Annotated in this window: 19 protein-coding genes; 6 read left to right on the forward strand and 13 right to left on the reverse strand. The window is 52.5% G+C overall.

What is annotated here, in order from left to right; translation table 11 throughout:
* Window positions 1-35: 35 nt before the first annotated feature.
* The 3 genes from ACO0LD_RS12715 to ACO0LD_RS12725 all read left to right on the forward strand — a co-directional run bounded on the left by ACO0LD_RS12715 (window position 36) and on the right by ACO0LD_RS12725 (window position 2,144).
* Window positions 36-1,097 (forward strand): serine hydrolase domain-containing protein, encoded by a 1,062-nt coding sequence (locus ACO0LD_RS12715; RefSeq protein ID WP_423007266.1) that lies wholly within the window; start codon window positions 36-38, stop codon window positions 1,095-1,097.
* A 22-nt stretch (window positions 1,098-1,119) separates the two neighbouring features.
* Window positions 1,120-1,578: a GNAT family N-acetyltransferase gene (locus tag ACO0LD_RS12720; protein ID WP_423007267.1), complete on the forward strand. Its 459-nt coding sequence runs from the start codon at window positions 1,120-1,122 to the stop codon at window positions 1,576-1,578.
* Window positions 1,579-1,715: 137 nt separating this feature from the next.
* Complete coding sequence (locus ACO0LD_RS12725; RefSeq protein WP_423007269.1) at window positions 1,716-2,144, forward strand: hypothetical protein; 429 nt, start codon at window positions 1,716-1,718, stop codon at window positions 2,142-2,144.
* Between the two features lie 217 nt (window positions 2,145-2,361).
* On the opposite strand, the gene ACO0LD_RS12730 is transcribed toward ACO0LD_RS12725, so the two are convergent.
* From ACO0LD_RS12730 to ACO0LD_RS12785, 12 genes are all read right to left on the reverse strand, one after another.
* A complete protein-coding gene (locus ACO0LD_RS12730; protein ID WP_423007270.1) occupies window positions 2,362-3,039 on the reverse strand; it encodes a DUF2314 domain-containing protein in 678 nt (225 codons plus the stop codon).
* Between the two features lie 103 nt (window positions 3,040-3,142).
* Window positions 3,143-3,469 carry a hypothetical protein gene (locus ACO0LD_RS12735; RefSeq protein WP_423007272.1) on the reverse strand — a complete coding sequence of 109 codons (327 nt, stop codon included), beginning with the start codon at window positions 3,467-3,469 and terminating at the stop codon, window positions 3,143-3,145.
* Window positions 3,470-3,559: 90 nt separating this feature from the next.
* Window positions 3,560-5,929, reverse strand: a complete 2,370-nt coding sequence (gene pbpC, locus ACO0LD_RS12740) for a penicillin-binding protein 1C (protein WP_423007274.1) — start codon at window positions 5,927-5,929, stop codon at window positions 3,560-3,562.
* Between the two features lie 38 nt (window positions 5,930-5,967).
* Window positions 5,968-6,300 carry a hypothetical protein gene (locus ACO0LD_RS12745; protein WP_423007276.1) on the reverse strand — a complete coding sequence of 111 codons (333 nt, stop codon included), beginning with the start codon at window positions 6,298-6,300 and terminating at the stop codon, window positions 5,968-5,970.
* A 146-nt stretch (window positions 6,301-6,446) separates the two neighbouring features.
* Window positions 6,447-11,594 (reverse strand): MG2 domain-containing protein, encoded by a 5,148-nt coding sequence (locus ACO0LD_RS12750; protein WP_423007278.1) that lies wholly within the window; start codon window positions 11,592-11,594, stop codon window positions 6,447-6,449.
* A gap of 161 nt (window positions 11,595-11,755) precedes the next feature.
* On the reverse strand, window positions 11,756-12,466 hold the full coding sequence (locus ACO0LD_RS12755) for a hypothetical protein (RefSeq protein ID WP_423007280.1): 711 nt from the start codon (window positions 12,464-12,466) through the stop codon (window positions 11,756-11,758).
* 17 nt (window positions 12,467-12,483) lie between these two features.
* Window positions 12,484-12,969: a protein tyrosine phosphatase family protein gene (locus tag ACO0LD_RS12760; protein ID WP_423007282.1), complete on the reverse strand. Its 486-nt coding sequence runs from the start codon at window positions 12,967-12,969 to the stop codon at window positions 12,484-12,486.
* A gap of 119 nt (window positions 12,970-13,088) precedes the next feature.
* A complete protein-coding gene (locus ACO0LD_RS12765; RefSeq protein ID WP_423007283.1) occupies window positions 13,089-13,316 on the reverse strand; it encodes a hypothetical protein in 228 nt (75 codons plus the stop codon).
* A gap of 27 nt (window positions 13,317-13,343) precedes the next feature.
* Window positions 13,344-13,772 (reverse strand): YybH family protein, encoded by a 429-nt coding sequence (locus ACO0LD_RS12770; RefSeq protein WP_423007285.1) that lies wholly within the window; start codon window positions 13,770-13,772, stop codon window positions 13,344-13,346.
* 45 nt (window positions 13,773-13,817) lie between these two features.
* The gene (locus tag ACO0LD_RS12775; protein ID WP_423007286.1) at window positions 13,818-14,525 is read right to left on the reverse strand and encodes a riboflavin synthase subunit alpha; all 708 of its coding nucleotides are present in this window, start codon (window positions 14,523-14,525) and stop codon (window positions 13,818-13,820) included.
* Between the two features lie 65 nt (window positions 14,526-14,590).
* A complete protein-coding gene (locus tag ACO0LD_RS12780) occupies window positions 14,591-16,600 on the reverse strand; it encodes a sensor histidine kinase (RefSeq protein WP_423007288.1) in 2,010 nt (669 codons plus the stop codon).
* A 226-nt stretch (window positions 16,601-16,826) separates the two neighbouring features.
* Window positions 16,827-17,801 (reverse strand): LysR family transcriptional regulator, encoded by a 975-nt coding sequence (locus tag ACO0LD_RS12785; protein WP_423007290.1) that lies wholly within the window; start codon window positions 17,799-17,801, stop codon window positions 16,827-16,829.
* Between the two features lie 158 nt (window positions 17,802-17,959).
* Between ACO0LD_RS12785 and ACO0LD_RS12790 the strand changes: the two genes are divergently transcribed.
* Complete coding sequence (locus ACO0LD_RS12790; protein ID WP_423007292.1) at window positions 17,960-18,277, forward strand: hypothetical protein; 318 nt, start codon at window positions 17,960-17,962, stop codon at window positions 18,275-18,277.
* Window positions 18,278-18,375: 98 nt separating this feature from the next.
* Complete coding sequence (locus tag ACO0LD_RS12795) at window positions 18,376-18,795, forward strand: DUF2798 domain-containing protein (protein WP_423007294.1); 420 nt, start codon at window positions 18,376-18,378, stop codon at window positions 18,793-18,795.
* Between the two features lie 144 nt (window positions 18,796-18,939).
* On the opposite strand, the gene ACO0LD_RS12800 is transcribed toward ACO0LD_RS12795, so the two are convergent.
* Complete coding sequence (locus tag ACO0LD_RS12800; RefSeq protein WP_423007296.1) at window positions 18,940-20,790, reverse strand: phosphoenolpyruvate carboxykinase (GTP); 1,851 nt, start codon at window positions 20,788-20,790, stop codon at window positions 18,940-18,942.
* Between the two features lie 373 nt (window positions 20,791-21,163).
* Between ACO0LD_RS12800 and ACO0LD_RS12805 the strand changes: the two genes are divergently transcribed.
* Window positions 21,164-22,117 (forward strand): D-2-hydroxyacid dehydrogenase family protein, encoded by a 954-nt coding sequence (locus ACO0LD_RS12805; RefSeq protein WP_423007298.1) that lies wholly within the window; start codon window positions 21,164-21,166, stop codon window positions 22,115-22,117.
* Window positions 22,118-22,473 lie beyond the last annotated feature (356 nt).

A 22,473-nucleotide genomic window follows, 5' to 3' on the forward strand; every position in this document is an offset into this window, starting at 1 on the left:
GGTCAGGTAGACTATGCTGATGCGAAAGGGTATCCATGGCTACATACAAAATCAAATTACTGACCTTGCTGCTGACGAGTTTTGCACTGACGGGCAATGCCGCCACAGTTTTCCCTGGCACGGAATGGGACAGCGTTGCCACGACTAGTGCCGAATGCAAAAAGGGACAGGCCGAGCTGGATAGCTACGCGCAAAAGCAGGCCACTACGGCTTTATTGGCCATCAGAGGTGGCCGTGTTTTGTATAGCTATGGCCGTACCGATGTGCCGGGCATCATAGAGTCTCAACGCAAAAGCATCTTGTCCATGCTGTATGGCAAATACGTTGCCAATGGCGCAGTCGATTTGAACCAGACCCTGGAGGCCGCAAATATCGATGATGTCGGTGGTCTCTCATCCACAGAAAAACAGGCCAGGGTGCGCGACCTGTTGACGGCACGCTCAGGTGTTTTCCATGCTGCAGCCAACAGTGGTGACGACCTGGCAAATGCACCGGCACGTGGTTCACAAACGCCAGGCAGCTATTTTTTGTATAACAACTGGGACTTCAATGTCGCTGGCACCATACTGGAAAACGCCACCCACAAAAGTGTCTATCAACTCTTTGATGAAGACATCGCACAAAGCCTGCAATTACAGGACTACAAACTCAGCGCGCAAAAGAAATTTGGCGACAGCAGTAAATCCATACACCTGCCCTACCACTTTCTCTTGTCCACCAGGGACATGGCACGCATAGGTTTGCTGGCCTTGCATGAAGGCAACTGGAATGGCAGGCAATTGATACCAGCAGACTGGATGCGTTTAACGACCAGTGTTTTCACCCCGTCATCCGACATGCACCCGGCCAGCACCGCAGCACGCCATGTCGCATATGGCTATATGTGGTGGGTACTGGAAGAACCCGGCGAATCACCGCTGCACGGAGGCTATATGGCCTGGGGTTTGCATGGGCAATATTTGCTGCTTATCCCCAGGCTGGATATGGTGATCGCCCACCAGCGCCGCGTGCCTGTGGATGGTAAATGGGATGTGCCTAAAGTGGATAAAAATGCGTTTATCCACATGGCGAAAATTCTTGCGCAGAGTTGTTCGTGATATCAATTAATGTGAGCCTGATATGAATTTAAAACTTGAACCTGGCACGCTGGACGATGCGGCGCATCTGGCTGAACTGCGCGCCCTCGCCATGCGCCCAAGTCTTGAGCGCGTAGGGCGCTTTGATGCAGAAAGGGCGCGGCAACGGCTCCTGCAAAATTTCACAGCGGAGTACACCAGGTTAATCAAGCAAGATGGATTACTTGCCGGGTTTTTAGTGCTGCGTCCGCAGGACAAGGATCTCTTGCTTGACCACTTTTACCTGCACCCGGATTTCCAGCAACGTGGTCTGGGCAGTGCAACTATGGAGCTAGTACTGGCAGAAGCTGACACACTGGGGAAGATCATCCACGTTGGCGCCTTGCGTGACAGTGATGCCAATCGTTTTTACCTTCGCCATGGTTTCGTTTTGCGTGAAGTAGCGGAGTTTGATAATTACTATTTGAGGTATCCACAGCATGTACCACTTAGGGGTGTATAGCCTTGCGTATTCGCACGCTTCATTTTAAGGTAGTTATTGATATTTTTCAGCCTCGGGTGTGCGTGCGATTACGTTGCACTAATCGCACCTACGCAGGCATAATGCACTCAATTCAACTCACGAGTATCAAGGAAAATATGATTCGTTCCCTTATCGGAATTTATATATTGTTGGCGACGTTTTCTGTCCAAGCCGACACACTAAAATCAAAAGCCGAACTTAAGCCGTTATCTGAAAAAATCATGGTGCAACTTGCAAAGGGCGACGCTGCAAATGCCTTTAAAGTGATTGAACAATTTATGTCTATTCCAAGCAAGGAAATATTGACCAGTTCTCTTGAGTCACTATCACAGCGGAAAAAAAACGATTCACGGTATGGCGCGCCAGTTGGCTATGAATTGATTAAGGAAACCAACATGGGCGATTCGATCATACGACACCAATACATCGAAAAGCGAGAGCTCCACGTAATTGTATGGACGTTCTATTACTATAAAACACCTAAAGGCTGGATCTTAGATACGTATACCTGGAATGACGGAATTCAAACTTTGTTTCAACAATAGTTTCGGTATTGATTTTTCAATTTTTCTACATGCGTAGCTGCGAATAGCCACGCATATTCGCAAGCATGATTTTAAGAGGGCCAGTAGTATTTGTGGACTAGACATGCGTGCGATTACGTTGCACTAATCGCACGCAACAAGCTTTCAAAGGACCTATTCTCAATAGCAGATGGTGAAACTGTTTGTCCAGTCTTGCTCGTGAAGTGAATTATGGTTTTCACAGATAATGGACGACACCCAAATGCGTATCCAGCTTTGCTTGTTCTTCTGCATCCAGCGTTGCCCTGTGTACCCTGATGGTATAGCCGCCATGCATGGCGCCATCGTGATTAATCATCCAGTCTATGATTGCTGCATTTTCGACACTGAAAGTGTCGCCAATTTCATGATCACGTAGTTCTGCGGGTACTTCAAATAACTCGCCTGTGAAGCCTGTATCGCTGCTTTCAACTACTCTCAACCACACATACATATTGCCATTGGCAAGCGCGAATTTGGTTTTGATCAGGGGAAAGAATTCTGCAGCAGTATTGCTGTCGATAAGTTTGCGGAAGTGTGGCAATGATTGCCGGGCATCTGCAAAAGCTTGCTGCATGCTTGCATCATTTGAGTTAGTCATGGAGATTTTTGCGCCGGGGTCGAGATCGGGCTTGCGGCCCATTTCTCTTCTGCACATTTGCCAGTCATACCAGCAATTTTCTGGATCGATATCATCATAGCCGCGAGATTCGGCAAGTGCGTCAGCATGGGGTTTTTCCATCATCATGGCGCTGGCATTGTCTCGAATTTTTATCACTTGCTCATACGTTAAAGGACTGCCTTTCTTGTCTTCAGCATTGACCAGAATCGCGACCAGTGCCGGGATAAAAACGGGAACTAATTTTTCTTCACTCATGTTGATTCCATCGCACGCAGGATTGCCAGAATGGGAAATTCTACTCTGGCAATCCTGCGTGCATGGAAATTATCTATGCAAAGAAAAATTTTATTGTGACAAATTATTTCTTGGGCGGTGGATTATTGTCCTTGCCTTCCGGTGGGCGAGGTGGATGTTCGGGGCGGGCAAACAGGCCTTTGGGTGATGTGGTGCAAGTGGCAGAAATCTTGCCTTCGCGCGGTGTGGTGATTTGCACGACAGCGCCCTCTTTCTTGCCTTTGCAATCTTCATAGGCTTGCGGTGGCGGTTCGCGGGGTGGCCTGTCATCTTTGCCCGCTTCAGGCGGCTTTTTCTGATCGCCGCCTGGAGGTTGGGCGTGGGCGAGCAGGCTGGCACCTAATGCAGCCATGAAGATACTGGCACGGGCCAGGTTTAGTAAGTTTTTCATCCTGTTTCCTTTTAAGGGTGTTGGTGACAGGATAGATCTTAAGCAAAAACTATGAAGGAAAAGTGAAGATAAGCGCTTCTTTACATAGCTTTACCTTGTTACGCTAACACTTATCCTGTCGTATCTCCCGTAAGCATCAAAAGCAGTAATGTCATAACGCCCGGCTTCAGGGAATTCTATGATCTGCGACTGGTTCGCCAGCTTGTTGGCTACCAGATGACCATTTACCATCCAGCTAACTTCTGCCTGAGAGCCACGGATTTCCAGTCTGGCTTTGGGCACTTCCTTGCCGCTGGCCCTGTGCAGGATTTCGCCATCGCTGAGGCCGACTATCTTGATGATTTCATCGGCATTGTAGATCGCTGCACACTCTGCTGCCCAGGCTGGTGGCAGGGCGACTTTGCGCAGGCCGGCGTCCAGCCAGGGTTCGAGGGCGGAGGGCCAGCGGGCCGCTTGCAATTTATCCATGGGGCGCTTGCTGCATTCTGGCGCTACCCGCAGGCCGCTCTGGTTATCGACAAAGTAAGTGAAAATCGGTGAGGCGGTTTTCAGGCGGTCAGCAAAACTTGGTGGTGCTGCACCATTCAAGACCCAGGCAGTGCGTTGCAGCGGGCAGAGTTTTTCTGGTTGTTCACTAGCGCGCGTGCCCAGTGGCCAGCAGATTTTTTCCTGGCTGACAGTGGCTGGTGGCGCAGCCGGGCTGGTGCTGCGGCCATCGGGTATGGCGGTGAATATATCCACCAGCAAGGGTGCAGCCACATTCGCGCCAAAGAAGCCGGGATTGGGTGTGCCATCTGGCCGCCCTACCCAGACGCCTATGCTGTAACGATTGCTGACGCCGACTGCCCAGGCATCGCGAAAACCAAAGCTGGTGCCAGTCTTCCAGGCGATGCCGCGGTAGCTGCCATTGCCTTCGACGGCGCGTGCCACTGGCCCGCCAGTTTCCAGTATGTCGCGCACGATGAAGGCTGCACCTTCACTCATCATCCTTTGTTCCTTGCGTGCTGCCGCTGGTGTCATGCGTGGCACGGCGGCCATGCCCTTGCGTGCGAGGGAAGAATAGGCACCGACCATGTCTTCGAGTTTGGCTCCTGCGCCACCAAGTATCACGCTCAGGTTGGGTGTTGCGCCACGCGGGAATTCCAGCTTAAGGCCACCACGCCTGAGCATGGAGACAAAATTCGATGAGCCCAGTTGTTCCAATACTTCGACCGCCGGGACATTCAGGGATTTCACCAAGGCTTCAGAAACGCTGACCGGGCCGTGGAAGTTTTGCTGGAAATTGCCAGGCTGGTAGCCAGAAAAAGATTGCGGTGTATCGGACAATAAAGATTCTGAATGGATCAGACCTTCATCGAGTGCAAATGCATACAGGAAGGGTTTCAGGGCAGAACCTGGTGAGCGCGCAGCCCGCACCATATCAACGTCGCTGAAACGCTCACGATCACTGAAGTCTGCTGAACCGGCATAACCCAGCACTTCAAACGTGGCATTGTCCATCACCATCGCAGCCATCGACACATGCGGTGGCAATTGCCGTATGCGGTCGGCCAGCAGGGTTTCCACGGTTTGCTGGATTGCTGTATCGACCGTGGTCTGGATGACGGTTTGCTGGTTTTTGCTGCGCCTGGCCTGCTGCTTCATGCGCAGTGCCAGCAAGGGCGCAAGTAAAGGTTCACGCACCACCTGCGCCGTAACAGGCTCGGTCAGAGCGTCGGCAATGATGTCCTTGCTCCAGTTGCCCTCCATTCGACGTATCACCTTGTCACGCGCCACCTGGGCACGTTGTGGATAACGGTCAGGGCGCAAGATGGACGGTAATTGCGGCAACACCGTCAGCAGTGCTGCCTCAGCATGTGTGAGGCGGCTGGCGGGCTTGCCGAGGTAGGCGCGGCTGGCAGCCTCTACACCTTCGAGCACGCCACCCATGGGGGCATAGTTGAGGTACAGGTTCAGGATTTCTTTTTTCGAATAATGCGCTTCGAGTTGCAGCGCGCGGGCAATCTGTTTCAGCTTGCCACGCACGGTATGCGGGGTGGGATCAATAATGCGCGCCACCTGCATGGTGATGGTGGAACCACCGGACACGATCTTGCCATTGTGCAGCCATTGCCATGCTGCCCGCGTTAATGCCAGCGGGTTGACACCAGGGTGCCACCAGAATGCGCGGTCTTCATACTGCGTCAGTGCATCGACATAATAGGGCGAAACTTCTTGCAGGCTGATGGCGTGACGCCAGATGTGGTCCTTGTCAGGAAAGGCCCGCAGGGGCGTGCCGTCGCGGGCCAGGACTACCATGGCGTAGGGGGAATCGCGACCGGGTTTAGGAAGGGGGAAGCTTAGGTCGGCGATGATGAAAGTCAGGGCGATGGTGATGATTGCTGCGCATTTCTTTTTATGAATGAGCAGAGTTTTACGCAGGGAAGTGAAGTTGGCGTACTTCTTGAAATTGAGCGTCATGCGGTGGAAATTTTTTATTAATCTCGGATATGGAGAAATCAAATAGACGACAAGTGAGTAATGTGGATGTTGGTCAAATTGATCTTGTTTTGCTGTTGCTGCTGTTTTTGACTTTGATTTTTCTCTTGATCTTCAACCGCTTGGGACGTAGCAATTTGTGCTGGAGCGCAGCGCAAGCACCCGAAGGGCAAGTCTGCGGTCGCCTTTCTTTGATTCCTTTCTTTGGCGAAGCAAAGAAAGGAATTCGGCCGCGGGCCGAGACCCGGCTGGTATCTGCGAAGGGCAATCGCTTTAATCGAAGTACGGTAATGCAACGAACGCCGCTGGGCTCCAGCCTTCGCTGGAGCGACGTCTTTATAATTGCCGTTCATAGACGAGCGTTTCTCCGTTTTTCCTCTGTGTCTCGGTGCCTCTGTGGTGAGGGGTTTTAGGTCTAACCATAATGAACGAATACGCTATTCAAAAGCCCAGTGTTGGGCTGGTGAAGCGTAGCCCAACCTACGTTCCTCAATGTTGGCTACTTCCCACTCTCCACCACAGTCAACACATCCGTCCCACCCGTTTGCCCATACAAATCCGGCCTGTACATATCTTCTGCATACAGTGGCGGGATGACGAATTTACCTGGGGTCACTACCCGCACGCGGTAGAACAGGTTTAACACATTCCAGTCCATGCGTACTGCTGCCACAAACCTGTCATCACGGAACTCTACATGCTTGATGTGCGGGTCTTGCATGGCTTCTGCGGGGTTCAGTTTGTCTATCGTGACCACACCCATCTGTTCACCCTGGACGATGTTGGTGTTTTCGATTTCCAGGCCAGCCGGGATACGATCGACGATCATGCCTGTGCCCATGGCGTTGCGGCTGCGGGCTGTTATGCGCATGATGATGGTTTCGCCTACTTTCAAAGGACGGTTACCGATTTCTGAACCATCTGGTGCATACATCTTGCGGCTCAGTTCTATGACGTCGTTCTTCGCAGGTGGCAGCTTGACCGGGTTGCCGTTCATGGACAATTCCACATACAGATTGTCCTTGCTGTTGTTGCTCAGTTTGACACCGGATGACAATTCACTGGCCTGCAATTCACGGAACAGTGTGGCCTTTGCTGACAATTCATCGGTCTTGCCAGCAATCGCCAAAGTGCCTGTCCATGGCGCCGTTTCACCAGTGCTGTAAGTACGGCCAACCAGGAACAGGGCGAGTTTTTCCTGGGTGCTGTAGTAGCGGTGTTTTTCCATCTCGTTGGCGATGACACCGATCAGGTTATCGCGACCATCCAGCTTGATCTGGTGCCTGTCCAGCAAGGCATAGGACAGGGCAGCGTCACGCAGGTTGCTGCCATAGTCATACCACCAGTAACCATTGTCACGGCCTTTCTTGACACCTTCAGCCAGGGCCACATCGCTGCGTGCCTTGTCACCCATTTGTTTGAGGGCGATGCCCAGTTGTATCAGGGCCAGGCCAGACTGTGCATTACCACGCGCATCATGCATCTGGCGCAGTGTTGCCAGCGGTGCCTTGTTCTGACGTGACAGCACATATGCACCTGCTACCAGTACACCAAAGTGGCTATTGTCACGCACACGGTTTTCTTCCCACAAGTTACTGGTGCCAGTAGTAGTCGTTGTTGCTGCTACCGGTTTGGGACTCGCAGGCATGCGTGCTACCCCGTCCTGCAAACCACGCAGCAAAAAGTCGAGTGCCTTGTTATACATGGCATCCGGCACACCAAAGCCCTGCTCACGTGCATCCACCAAAAAGCCGGTGACATAGGCAGACAGCCAGTACTCATACTCCGACACATTACCCCACAGGCTGAAGCCGCCATTCGGTGCCTGCATGGTTGCCAGGCGGGCGATAGCCTTGTCCAGCATTTCTACCCTTTGCTCGCGGGTATAAGGCTTGAGTCCAAAGCGTTTGGCGGCTTCTTCATCAATGAATACATGCGGGTAAGCGGTGCTGGTGGTTTGCTCGGCACAGCCGTAAGGGTAAGTCAGCAAACCCTGGATGGCAGCGCGGATGTCGATAGGTGCCTTGTTCGAGACCACCATGTGCGCCAGTAGAGATGCCTTGTGCAAGCCTGCCAGATCAGCCTCTTTGATATCCAGAGATTCACCGGCTTTCACCGTAAAGCGTTTGGTGATCTGGGTCTGAGGCGTTGGTGCCTGCACCGTCAGGGCAAAGCTGCGCTCCATCTTGATGCCAGAGCCGCTGATGTTGACGGTGATGGTATGCAAACCCGGCACAGGTTTGGCTTCAATAGGGAAGCGCAGGGTTTGTTTTTGCTGATCCTTGAGGCTCAGGCTGCGTTCAGCCTCAGTCAGTTTCAGGGCTTCGCCGCCATTGATGCTGACTTTCAGGTTTTGTCCTGCACCTGAGAGATTATGCAAATCCAGCGCGACGATGGCAGTGTCACCAAAAGACAGGAAGCGTGGCGTCGCCAGCTCGGCTATCAGCGGTGCTGCGACTGTCATCTCGGCGTTCTTGGCACCAAAACGTTCGCCACCAGCTACCACGGCCATCAGGCGCAAGGTGCCGTTGAAGTCGGGAATGGCCAGCGGTATCTCGGCTTCACCCTGCTCATTCAGCTGCACAGGTCCACTGAAGATGTCGATGAGTTTGACCTTCTTAGGCAAGCTCTTGGTTGCCTTCGGCGTGTTATCACCACCAAATTTTAGCTTGCCTTTCTGGCCCTGCATTTTTTCTATGAGACGGCCATAGATATCATGCTGGTCCGGGCCATAACGCAATTTGGCAAAGAAGAAGGCATGCGGGTCAGGAGAGACAAACTTGGTGATGTTCAAAATGCCCACATCCACTGCCGACAAGGTCACCATGGTTTTCTGGCCCTTGGCTTCTGGTACCTTGATTTTTACCTTGACGGTGCTGTCAGGCAGCACTTTGACTGGTGCTTCCATGGTCACGGCAAATTTGCGGTCTGCCCTGTCCAGCGGGATATGTGCGACACCCAGTGCACGTGCCGGTGTCACCTTGTCACCTTCATTGCCAGGGCGCAGAACCACGGCAGAGACATACAGGTCGTGGCGTTTCCAATCTTTGTTGAGCGGGATATCAATCGTCGTTGCATCTGCACCGACAGACATGCGTTTTATCCACAGGGTCTTGTCACCTTCTACCGTGATCAGGGCTTCGCCTTTATGCGGTGGGGTAATCGTCAGGCGTGCAGTGTCGCCATCCTTATAGACGGGCTTATCGAGCTTCATGGCAACCTTGTCGGGACGCACGCCCTGGCTTTCATCACTGCGCGCGCTCCAGCCTACATAGAAGCGATACACAGCTTGCATCTTGGTGTCCGGGTCCAGCACTTCGAGGCGATAGCGGCCATAGCGTACCGGCAGGCGCAATTTGCCACGGCCATTGGCAGGTACGGCAACGGCACTGGTTTCTACCAATTCATCGGTTTCGGTAAAGCCAGATTGCCAGCCGCGCTGGTCTTCAAAGCGCCAGTAGTAATTGCGGTCTTCACGGAACAGGCGTACCGGCAGGGTCGGTGATGCCTGCAATTTGCCATCCCTGTCTGAACGTATGACTTCAAACTCTACCGGGCTGCCTTCAGGCGCATATTCACCTGTGAACATGGGGCGCAGGCCAACCAGTACGGGGGCTGGCCAGACTACGCGTTCCATACTGCGTACAACAGGACGGCCACCGCTTTCCAGCAAGCTCAGGGTAGTGCGCACGGTGAAAGGTGAGCGGCGTTTGGCGATGGGTGACAGATCAACATCGACGGAGGCCTTGCCTTCATCATCCAGTTTGCTTTCGTCGAGTTCAGTACGGGTCTTGGCTTCGTTTTCAGTGACGTCACCAAATTCAAAACCTGGGTATTGCTTGGCCAGCGGATTCTTATTGCGTTCAAACTGGGCTACACCCAGCAGGCGGTTACCTGCTGCCGGTGCGCCATACAGGTAATTACCAACCACATCAACACTATAGTCACTGTCAGCAGCCAGCGTTGCCAGCTTGCTGCTCAGGTCCAGCTTCATGCGTTCTGGCAGGAATTCTTCTACACCGAAGCGGAATACTGTGCCCGGTACCTTGTCGGCAGGATCTGCGCGTAATTCCAGAGTCCAGAAACCGGTAGGTGCATCGGCCGGTAATTCTATGCGCTTGACGAGGTAGCCGCCAAAGCGCTGGTCTGGCCGCCAGGTGGCGGTGAACTGGTCCTTGCCATCCGGGCGTTTCAGCCTGGCTTGTATCGCTTTGGCAGGCACGGTGCGGCCATCGGCATCGCGGGCGAGTACCGATAAATCAAATTGTTCGCCGGGGCGATACAGATTACGGCCAGAATAGGCAAACAGGCGCGTCGCCTTGAATGGTGAACCGGTGATGTCGTATTCAGACAAGTCGAGTGCAGGCTCTTTCAGGGCCAGTACAGAAATCTGATCCCCCTTGCGTGCCATCAAGACCTTGGCTGTCTTGGGTTGCTCGGCAAAAGTGACGTGACCATCACCATCGGTATCAGACTTGGCCAGCACCTTGCCTGCTTCATCCATCCAGGATACTTCGACACCGCTGACGGCTTTGCCATCAGTCAAAGAACTGACAAAGGCGTCCGCTGACTTGTCATACAAACGCGTATGCAGGCCAAGGTCGGACACATAGAAATACGTGGTCTGGTATTCATACCTGAAGCGGCCTGGCTGGCTCATGACGGCGACGTAAACACCGGGGTCCTTGAGTTCCTTGATGTCTTCTACCGAGATATAAGTAACGCTGCGTTTATTGGCTTTTTGCTCGGTCATGAAGCGACCCAGATACACGCTCTCTGACATCTTGCGCAATTCATCAAGCTGGTAAACCTGGACAGCACCTTTCAGACTGCTGCGCCGCCAGTCGTAGTTATAATCGCTTTCACCTTCGCCCTCTTCGCCTTCGTTTTTTGCCGCATCGGCTTTTTTGGGTTTGCCATTGATGACGCTGTCGAGGAAGCGTGGCAGCTGGTCATTTTTCACGCGCAGGAATTGCACATCCACTTCCGGTACATTCACTGTAACTACAGGCAAGCCACCATTTTGCTTGGCTGGCAAAACCATGCCATTACTGGCGAAATAATAGGACGGGGACACCGGCGCAGAGACTATCGAATAGCGTGCTTCGCTACCAAGGGTCTTGCCATTGCGGGCAGGCAGGCCCAGTTGCACCTGGACTACATAGCGGGTTTGCGGCTTGATATGCGGGAAGTACAAGAGGCGCGGGTTTTCACCAACCACCCAGGCACCGGCTACTGGCTTGCCACCCTTGCTGTCAGTATCTTCTGCGGTGGTACTGACGGTGCTGACTTTGCCCTTTTTGGGTTGGCCATCATCGTCATAGCCATTGTCTTCATCGTTGTTATTGGTCTCGGCTTTTTTCAGGTCAGCTGCCGAGGGCGGCATCTCAAATACCTGCAGGTATTTTTCATAGGTCTTGCTGCTGTCGAGAGGAATGCTGAAGGTCAGCGCCAGGGCGGGTGCACCATCAAGGCCACGGTCTGCTGCATCGACCAGGGTGAGCGGGGCATTCGGATCATCATTGATCACCAGGCCGCCCACAGCATCAGGTGCGCCGGGGCTCTTGTTCTTGTACCAGTATGCGCCGCCTATGATAGCGATGAATAAGGCGAACAACATCGCCATTTTGAACGATTTGCTTTGCATGTGGCTTCCCTGAAGTATCGGTGCGAATTGCACATTTGTGCACAAATTTTGCACAATGATTATGACATGGGCATTGTCAATAATTTCACTTGTTACGATATCTTCCGGTGTTACGATTTCTTCCGTGGGGGTAAATGCAACAGCCTATCTCGAAATTTGATTTACCAGAATTTCCATCTGGTTTTGAACTTGGCTTTGATATTTCCATGCGTGTCTGCGATGTAAGGAGCTGCTCCATCTCTTAGCCAGGTTCGATAATCCTTTCTGTAGTACCCAAAAAGCCCTTTGCGCATAAGAACCTGAGCTCCTTGCAAGCCGTCTTTTTTCAGGGTTTCGCAAATAGCGGTACGCTCAAGCTCATACCAAGGCATTTGTTCCGATGTCAGCGCGGTGCGTAAAGGAACAGAAAAATCTGGTATTTCATCAAGCATGCTACGTACATTTGATAGATACGCGAATTCTTTTTCTCGTTCGGGTAAGACATGTCCATCTATTGCAGCCAAAGCCAGTGTTAAGCTGCTTTCAGCATGTGGCTGATTGGGCAGCATTCTTTCGAGCAACTCCTTGTACTCCAGCTTGGGGGCCAGCAAAGCTAGCCAGACACCGCAATTTGCCTCACGCCAGGACGCAGTAAACAGCAAGTCACTTAAGAGCTGCTTGTCCAATGCCATGATCCCACGTTTGCATTCATAGAAAAAATCCAGAGGCTCGCACCGCACAGTCGGATATTGAGAAAGAAATTTGCGGTAAGCCAGTCCGGCAGCATCCATTTGTTTGAGTATACGCACGGGATAATTTGCGACACGCATGTAAGGGATAGCTCTGATGATGTGCCATGCGTCATCAGGGTGATAATGGTGGTTTCCCTTCATGGTCTACGGGCAGATTCTCAGTAAGGGTCAAAAGCTATCTTATGCTTTTGCAAGACATCCAGCATCAGTTGCTTCCATGGTCCGCTCGGTGTCCAGACCTTGCTGACTGATTCATAGGCTAAGGACGGATCTTCCTTGCCGACCACCACTCGGTACAAAAAGACCATGGTGGAGGCGCGCATGTTCACCTGGCAGTGCACCAGCACCTTTTTATTTCCCAGGCCTTGCAGGATGGCGGCAAAGGTTTCGTAATCGCTGACGGCTGGCTTGTTGAAAACTATCGGGATATTCACAAACAACATGTTCTGCCGACCGACGATGATGTTCTCTTCACGCACCGCATCAGAGACATGCGGTGGAGCCAGGTAGATGACGGCTTCATAGCCTTGCGCAGCCAGACCTTCCAGCGCTTTGGCAGTGGGCTGGCCTGAGCTGGTCAGTTGTGCGGTGATGGGGACAACATTCGGTGCATCAATGTTTTGAGCATGGGCGCTTGTGGACAAGCCTGTACATAAGGCTGTGGACAAGCCCAGAAAAGCGGTGCATAAGTATGTAGATAAGTATGTTGACAAGCCTGTGGATATGCCTGTGCACAACATCCTGTATCGCACGCCCAGCCTGCTTATTCCTTCGGAGGCTTGCTTCCATCTTCCTTGAATATGTTGCGTTGTGTTGTGAACCATACCCAAGTCCCCCATGCTCCGTATATCATGCCTATCGGCAATAAAACCCATTCCCACCATGCGAGGTGCTTGTCGCTTATTAGCATGCCAATACCAGCAATGACCAAGAATGGTCCAATCAGCCAAGGTGGCAGCCATTTTTCCCAAGGTAACAGGGCTGGTCCCATGTTGATCTCCTTTGCGTTTAAAGTTGCTCATGCGGGATTGTCCTGCACCAGGCTCAGCAAATTCGCATCACGGCTGATACGCCATTTGCCATCGGCCTGCAAGCGCCAGATACTCAGCACATTACCGGCACGCCGCATTTGCGGGCCAGCCTGCTTCGGGATGATCTCGACTTGCAGGTAAGACCAGGTATAGGCAAGATCAGCCTGCACGACAATTTCCTGTATCTGCGAACTGGAAGCGATGTGATGTGTCTGCAATATGTTGCGCAGGTTCTGGGTAAATTGTTCGCGCCCCTTCATGGGCGGATTGCCTGCTACCAGGAATACCACTTCTTCATCCATCAGATCGAGCAACTTATCCACATCCCCGGCAGCCGTGGCTTCCTGCCATAGCTGGATATTGTTGAGTATGGTGGTGGCTGCTTCACTGGCTTGCCCAGTTCCTTCATTGTGCATGGCTATCCTTTTGATGTTTTGGGCTGAGGCAAGCGCAGATCTGGCTTATTTGGGCGGCGGCACCTGGGTTTGTATGATTTGCCCCAGGTCCTTGCCTTGCTGCGCCAGCAGGCTTTCCAGTGCCGGCATCAGCGGCCCCAGGGTTTCTGCCAGCATATTGCGTACTGTATCGACCACGACTTGTGTGGTTCGTTCAATTTCTATATTCAGGCTGGCACCGGTTTTTTTCTCGGCAAAGACGGTCATGCGCAGGGTCTCGGGGATCAGCCAGACTTCAAACCAGCCTTCCTGGCGATTGACTTCGGCTATCGTCAGGCTGGCACCGTTGATGGCGATATAGCCTTTGGCAAAGATATAGCGCAGCCATTCTGGTGGTACAGCGATGCGTATCACGTAATTGTTTTCCAGCTCGCGTATCTGGGCGATATGGGCTTTGAAGTCGATGTGGCCAGACAGCGGGTGGCCACCGATCTCGGCACCATCTTTGGCGGCGCGCTCTACATTGACGCGGCCATCCTGTGCATATTCACCAAGGGTGGTAATCGCCAGGCTTTGCTGCATGACATCAAATTCTGCGGCATTGTCGCCGTGCAGGGCAGTCACGGTCAGGCAAACACCATCGACGGCGACGCTGGCACCGATTTCCAGGTCTTTGCAAAAACCGCCAGGGAATTCCAGCTGATAAGTGCGCAAACCGGTCTTGTCATTGAGTGCTGCGATGCGGGCTATGCCCTGTACTATGCCTGTGAACATATTTTATCTTGTTGAGGTACTTGGAATGACTATGATTGTAAGCCATTCGTGCTCTGGCGATATTTTTATGCCGCCAGCGGTAATTCCACCATGAAGTTGCAACCCTGGCCGACCACGCTTTCACAATCGACCTTGCCGCCGCAGGCTTCACTGAGTTTCTTGACGATGGACAGGCCCAGGCCGCTGGAATGTTCGCCTGCTGTCGGCAGGCTGGACAGCTTGGAGAATTTTTCAAACAAATGCTGTTGGTCAGCTGTGGATAAGCCCGGCCCTTCATCCCTGACCTGGAAAACACCAAATCCTGCAGTGCTGGTGACATTCAGCCAGATGCGCTTGCCCAGCGGTGAATACTTGACCGCATTCGACAACAGGTTATCAATGATTTGTACACAGGCATCAAAGTCTGCCCTGATCATGACGCCATCCTGTATGTCGAGTATCACCTGCAAGTCTTTGGCTTTCAGCATCTCGGTATATTGCTGGGCCACGTCCTGCAAGATCTGGCTCAAGTCCAGGCTTTGTAATTTCAGGTGCAGATGGCCAGAGTCGAGGGCATTCACATCCAGCAAATTGCTGATGATGCGCATCATGCGCTGGCCGCTATTGCTGATGCGTTCCAGATAATGCTGGCGCTGCTGTTCCGGCATGTCTTGCTGCAATTTGCGCAGCAAATCGCTCATGCCTATGATGCTGGTCAGGGGATTTTTCAAATCATGGGCAGCAATGCCAAGGAAATCATTCTTGTCCTTGTCCAGTTTTTGCAGGCTGGCCACGGCTTCTGCCAGTTCAGCAGTGCGCTGCCTGACTTTGGCATCGAGCTCCTGTTCAGTACGCTGGGATATTTCCAGCAGTGTGGCCTGGGTCTGGGCATGTTCTATCTTCATCAGGCTGATGTGATAAGCCTGGGCCAGCGCCAGCAAGATGGCTTCGACTGCTGAACCTATCTGGAAACCATATTCAGTTGCCCAGCTTGGCTCCAGTACACCCATATTGCGTAGTGCCACCAGCGAAAGCCCGGTAATCCAGGTGGCCGATGCCAGGAAGACGATGTAGCCAGGACGATAACCGCGCAAGCCCACCAGCAGACACACAGGCAAGATCACCATCATCAGGGCGAAGCCTGTCAACTGCATGAGCGGCGCGACCAGCTGGTAATAACCCGCCAGTACGGCCAGTGAAACACAGGCGCAAATGATCTGGGTGAAAATGAACAGGCGATTGATGCGCGGCATTTTTTCATGCAGGCGCAAAAAGCTGGCGATGAACATGGTAGAACTCATGACCACCAGCGGCGAGAGAAAGCTGGGCAGTATATCCACCAGTTCTGGCCAGTCAGGCAGGATGTACATGGCAACATGGCCGTTCAGGCTCATCCCCGCCAATAAGGCTACGCAAGACAAAAACAGGTAATAGCGCAGCGCAACATCACGGTAAGAGATGGCCAGCAACAGGTTATACACAATCATGGCCAGCAAGACGCCATAATAAATGCCCATGAAAATGGACACCTGGTTCGAACTCTCTACAAAGGCATGTGATTCCCACAGGCTGGCGCGCAAAAAGACTGCGCTGCTACTTTGTATGCGCAGGTACAAGTGGTGTACCTGGGTATCCGGCAATTGCAGCATGAACAGCGGGTAGCGGTGACGCAGTTCCAGGCTGGAAAAAGGCAGGCGATCACCGGCACGGTGCACTGTCATGCTGCCGTCAGGGCTGACATGGTACAGGCGGATATCGTCGAGTATGACGGGTGATAACTCCATTAGCCATTGCTGGGCACTATTAGCGCCGCTGCGCTGCACGTCCAGCTTGAGCCAGAATGCGGATGTTGAAAACGAGGCACTCAAATTGCCGTGCAAGGGCCGGAACTCTGTCGTGCTGGCCGGTTTGAGGATGTCTGCTATCTGAAGTTGTGCGCTTTTGTCTTCATAGATCTGGAAGGCAGAGCGTAAGGGAATTTCATTTTTGCCATTGTCCAGCTTTAAAATTGCCGCGTGTGCACCCGTTCCGCAGATGCCCAGGCAAAATGCGAGCAAAAACAAGAGTCGGAAGCAAGTGTTACGGACTTCGGTCATATCTAAAGCTGAAATGTCATGCTGCTAAACTCCTGGACTGGCCAGTTTAATAAAGTCAACACCAGGCTTGAAAGCCAGTCTTAAAAACCGGATTTCAGACTAGCAAGTTTTTCAAGCTGCCGCAATAGTAAGCAAATTCGTGCTTTTTCTCTATCCTTGTTTTTCGACTCTGATTTTCGACCCTGATGTAAGGATGAAATTCTTTCCACGCTTCAGGTGTCGAGTTTCAGGTGTCAAGTTTTACTTCATGTTCCAACTCGGTAATCAGATTGGAGTGTGTCATATCCACCAGATTGCGGCGTATCCATTGATGTGCGGGGTTGCGGCTATCGCGTTCATGCCACAGCATGTCTACGTGTACATCCGGCATGGCGAAAGGTAATTCTTTCCAAACCAGGGCTTCGGTCATGCCTGTGGCAGCGACCAGATGGCGCGGCAACACCGTCAGCAAATCAGAATTTGACACCACGCGACCACTGGTAAAGAATTGATTAACTGTTAATACGATGCGTCTTTCACGTCCCATCTGGCTCAGGGCTTCATCCACCAGGCCATGGGCGCGGCCAGAAAAACTCACCAGTAAATGTTTGGCATTGCAGTAGTCATCCAGCGTCAGTTTTTTATTGGCCAGGGGATGATTGTGACGCATGACAACAACATAGTGGCCGGAATACAGTCTTTCATGGCGAATCGCACTATTGGCTGCACCTTGCCCACCCGTAAGCTGGGCGACAACGCCAGGGAAAAAACCAATAGCGATATCAATATCGCCACGCATCAGCATAGGGCGCGGTTCACGCGTGGTCAGCGGCACCATGCGTACATTCACGCGAGGCGCTTCTTTTTCCAGGACATTCACCAGTGTGGGCATCCACAAGGCAGCGGTAGCGTCCGACATCGCCATCCTGAAGGTAGTTTGTGCTTGTGATACATCAAAGCTGGTCGGGGCAATCGCACTTTCCAGGGCGGACAGTGCCTGGCGTATCGCCGGCCACAGGGTTTCAGCGCGCGGCGTCGGCTTCACGCCATAGGCTGTGCGTATCAATAACTCATCTCCCAGCGAATGACGCAGGCGTTTCAGGGCATTGGAGACGGCGGGCTGGGTCATGGCCAGCTTGTCTGCCGCACGGGTCAGGTTTTGCTCGATCATGACGGCATCAAAAACACGCAGGAGATTCAAATCCAATGTCAGAAAATTCACGTTATTTGCTCCGATTAATAAATTACCAATATTTACCAACAGTTATTCATGAACAGCATAATTGATATGGTAAATCAAAATTAGAATTATATGATGCACTGCAATATTATGACGTCATTACAAAGTGTTTTAAGTGTTTAAAAAGAGTGGAGTAAATCATGACTTTCCTAAATATCGCATTCCCGGCAGCCAGTGCCCTGCCAGTTTCACAAATCGCTATCAGTGCTGTTGTTGGTGCTGCCCGTCCATTGCTGGGTCTGGGCATCCTGGCCACCATGCTCATCGTATTCAAGCCTATGTTGATGGGCATGTTGCGCGCTGCCTTGCTTGTAATCAGCCCAAAACAGTCCCGTGAAGAAAAAACAGCTTCACGTAATCTGCGCAATATGCTGACTATCCGTCGTATCGCCAATGACCTGGATCGTAGTTCGCCAAACATGGCAGCTGAATTGCGTGCCCTGGCTGCGCGTGGCTAACCGCCCGTGGCTAACCGCCCGTGGCTAACCGCCCGTGGCTAACCGCCCGTGGCTAACCGCCCGTGGCTAAACAGTATCACGATTAATTTATTGTCGCTATGCAACAATCATCTGTATATTCTCTGGCTGCTGCTTCAGTCCAGGCTCAGGCAGCAGGGCAGAACCTGCGCCAGCCACGTGTAGTGGCTGGTTCCAGAAGTCTGGCGTCCATGTTGCCTACCATCCTGACCACAGGTTTGGTGAGCCTGGTGGCAACAGCGGTCTTGCGCCTGATGTGGATGGGCTGGGGCCATGATTTTGTTGCTGCCTGGATGGAAGCATGGCTGACTGTATGGCCTATCGCATTTCCGGCAGCCTATATCAGCAAGCCCCTGGTGAATAAATTGTCGCGCATGCTGAGCAAGCCTGTGCCAACTGAACATGTGCTGGGTACCAATGCCATCATGCAGGCGTCTGAGCAGGCAACTGCAAAAAGTGGTTTGAAACGCAAGCCTGTCTTGTTGCCCGTACATCGCTGATTGATCGTTGACCCATAGTTGACCGTGCGTAGTGCATTGAAAAGCCGCAGCTAGCCTGTGGCTTTTTTGCTTTTGGTGTCTGAGGGCCCAAAAAACAAGAACGCGACCGTAGTCGCGTTCTTGTTATTACCCGCAGCTTAAAACTCAGGCTGCCAGACGTTTTTCCAGGGCGATTCGGGTCGCTTCCAGGTCGGCTGGCAAATGGTAAGCCAGTTTTTCAAACAGCTCGGCATGCAATTTCAATTCTGCATCCCAGGCGGCTTTGTCGATGGAAGTGATGGTATCGAACTGCGCTTGCGTGAAGTTCAGGCCTTCCCAGTTCAGGTCGGCAAAAGTTGGTGTCACGCCAAAGATGTTTTCCACACCATTGGCCTGGCCTTCTATGCGCTCCAGCATCCATTTCAAAACGCGCATATTGTCGCCAAAACCTGGCCAGACAAACTTGCCGTTTTCATCCGTACGGAACCAGTTGACGCAGAAAATGGCTGGTTGTGTTGCGCCCGCGGCTTCTATCTTCTTGCCCATGTCCAGCCAGTGCTGGAAATAGTCGCTCATGTTGTAGCCCATGAAAGGCAACATGGCAAAAGGATCACGGCGCACCACGCCTTGCTGGCCAACGGCAGCAGCCGTGGTTTCAGAACCCATGGTCGCAGCCATGTAGACGCCTTCTACCCAGTTGCGGGCTTCTGTCACCAATGGCACGGTCGTTGAGCGGCGGCCACCAAAGATGAAGGCCGAGATAGGCACGCCAGCCGGGTCATCCCAGGCTGCATCAATGACAGGGTTCTGCGTTGCCGCCACCGTGAAACGCGCATTGGGATGGGCGGCTTTACGGCCTGTCTCTTTGGCGATTTCCGGGGTCCAGTCCTTGCCTTGCCAGTCTATCAGGTGCGCTGGTGCTTCCTTGCTCATGCCTTCCCACCAGACGTCGCCATCATCGGTCAGGCCGACATTGGTGAAGATGGTGTTGGCTGTCAAAGACGCCATGCAGTTGGAATTGGTGGCGGTATTGGTGCCAGGTGCCACGCCAAAATAACCAGCCTCCGGGTTGATCGCATACAAACGGCCATCCTGGCCAGGTTTGATCCAGGCAATATCGTCACCGATGGTGGTGACTTTCCAGCCCTTGATGGCGGGGATCAGCATGGCGAAATTGGTCTTGCCGCAGGCAGACGGGAAAGCCGCTGCCACATAATGCTTCTTGCCTTCTGGGGATTCGACACCGAGGATCAGCATATGTTCAGCCAGCCAGCCCTGGTCACGGCCCATGGTTGAGGCGATACGCAGTGCAAAGCATTTCTTGCCCAGCAATGCATTGCCACCGTAGCCAGAACCAAAAGACCAGATTTCGCGGGTCTCTGGATAATGCACGATGTATTTGGTGTTATTGCAAGGCCATGCCACATCAGCCTGGCCTTCAGCCAAAGGTGCGCCTACAGTATGTACGCAAGGGACAAAATCGCCATCCGTGCCCAGTACGTCATACACAGCCTGGCCCATGCGCGTCATGATGCGCATATTGACGGCAACGTAAGGAGAATCAGACAACTCTACGCCGATATGAGCGATGGGCGAACCCAGCGGACCCATGGAAAAAGGCACGACATACATGGTGCGGCCACGCATGCAACCATCAAACAGCGGGTTCAGGGTGGCGCGCATTTCTGCCGGTGCCATCCAGTTATTGGTCGGGCCTGCATCTTCCTTGTTGGCTGAACAGATATAGGTGCGGTCTTCGACACGGGCGACGTCCGAAGGGTCAGAACAGGCCAGGTAACTGTTGGGGCGCTTGGCTTCGTTCAGCTTTTTCATGGTGCCAGCGGCAACCATTTGTGCGCACAGACGGTCATACTCTTCTTGCGAGCCGTCACACCAATAGATATTGTCAGGTTTGGTCAAAGCCGCCATTTCGGCGATCCAGTTGATCAATTTCTGATGTTTCACGTAAGCGGGTGCGTTTAATGCAGCCACACCTTGCATGATGGGTTGATTCACGATACTACCTCCAATGCCATTTCAATAAAAAAATCGGTGTAGCGGCACGGCAGGATCGTCGTTAGATTGTGGCGATGCGATCGCAGGAGCGCTCAAGCAAGGCGAACACCATAGCGGCGGTTCTGTCGGATAATACGAAGACAAGAGGGTGTCTTGGCTCCTGGCTTGCGCCCGGCAGGATGGCGCGGGGCGGAAGAATCAAAAAGCTACGTAGGCGAACATTGTACACGCGAGTCTGGCAGGAAGCGAATTTTGCGTCAGTTTCATTATCATTGTTTTACGTTTTATGAAAGTGAAGATTTTTCAACTGAGGCATGAATGAAAACAAGAATAAAGATTTTCCCTGATTTTAGAGAATGAATAAGGATGAACCATGAAAATAGCCATACTTGATGATTACCAGGACGTAGTCCGGCAACTGCCTTGCTTTGACTTATTGAAGGATCATGAAGTCAAAGTCTTCAATAATACTGCCGTGGGCATAGGCCAACTGGCGATACGTCTGCAGCCGTTTGATGCCGTGGTACTGATACGTGAACGCACGCGCCTGACCCGCGCCCTGATGCAAAAATTGCCAAATTTGAAGCTCATATCACAAACCGGCAAGGTGGCAGGCAATATTGATATGGAAGCAGCGGCTGAACTGGGTATTACGGTGCTGGAAGGTATCGGTGACCCAACCGCACCAGCCGAGTTGACCTGGACCCTGATCATGGCCGCTTCGCGCCGCCTGACCAGTTATGCACAGCTCTTGCAGGAAGGTGCCTGGCAAACCGCATCCCTTAATCCTGCGCATAACCAACTGGGACGGGTTTTGAAGAAGCGTACCCTGGGTATCTGGGGCTACGGCAAGATCGGCAAGATGATCGCAGGCTATGCCCAGGCCTTTGGCATGCAAGTCATGGTCTGGGGACGTGAACCCAGCCGTGCACAGGCAGCCACGGATGGTTTGCTGGCGGCGGCATCCAAAGAGGCTTTTTTTGCTGAGTGCGACATCATCAGCATGCATCTGCGTTTGAATGATGCCACCCGCGACATCGTCAGCCCGGCTGATCTGGCCCTGATGAAGCCCGATGCCTTGTTCGTCAACACCAGCCGCGCAGAACTCGTACAGGCAGGCGCGCTGGAAGCTGCGCTGGACGCCGGTTGCCCTGGCTTTGCCGCAATTGATGTTTTCGAAAGTGAACCTGTTGCCATTGATCATCCACTGCTGCACAGGGAAAATGTATTGGCCACCCCGCACCTGGGTTATGTAGAGCAAAGCAGTTATGAATTGTATTTCCGCATCGCCTTTCAGAACATCCTCGACCATGCTGCAGCATCCTGATCTTTAATGTAAGACATTGCACGGGCAGCATGCGCTGCCTGTGCAAGTCCAGCGACTCAATCGCCGGTTTCCCACATCTCCAGCAGCCCCACGCCTGGCAAACGCCATGTTCCAGAATGTATGCCTATTGTAGCTTTAGCTTGCTACACGGTTACCGACTTGTAGTCTGTGTAATCTCTGGTAACAGCCTCTTTGTAGCCAAAAAAACAAAGCTAGAATCAATACGCTTTACATCATCAGAAGAAATCACAAGAAAAAATCAGAAGAAGAAATACAGGCATGCTTTCAGCGTCTGGTCCAGGCCGGGGCTGCGATGTTGCGTGTCTTACCGTAATCCCCCGAATGACGATTCTATC

Source organism: Undibacterium sp. Ji83W (assembly GCF_049340385.1).
Lineage (GTDB): Bacteria > Pseudomonadota > Gammaproteobacteria > Burkholderiales > Burkholderiaceae_D > Undibacterium.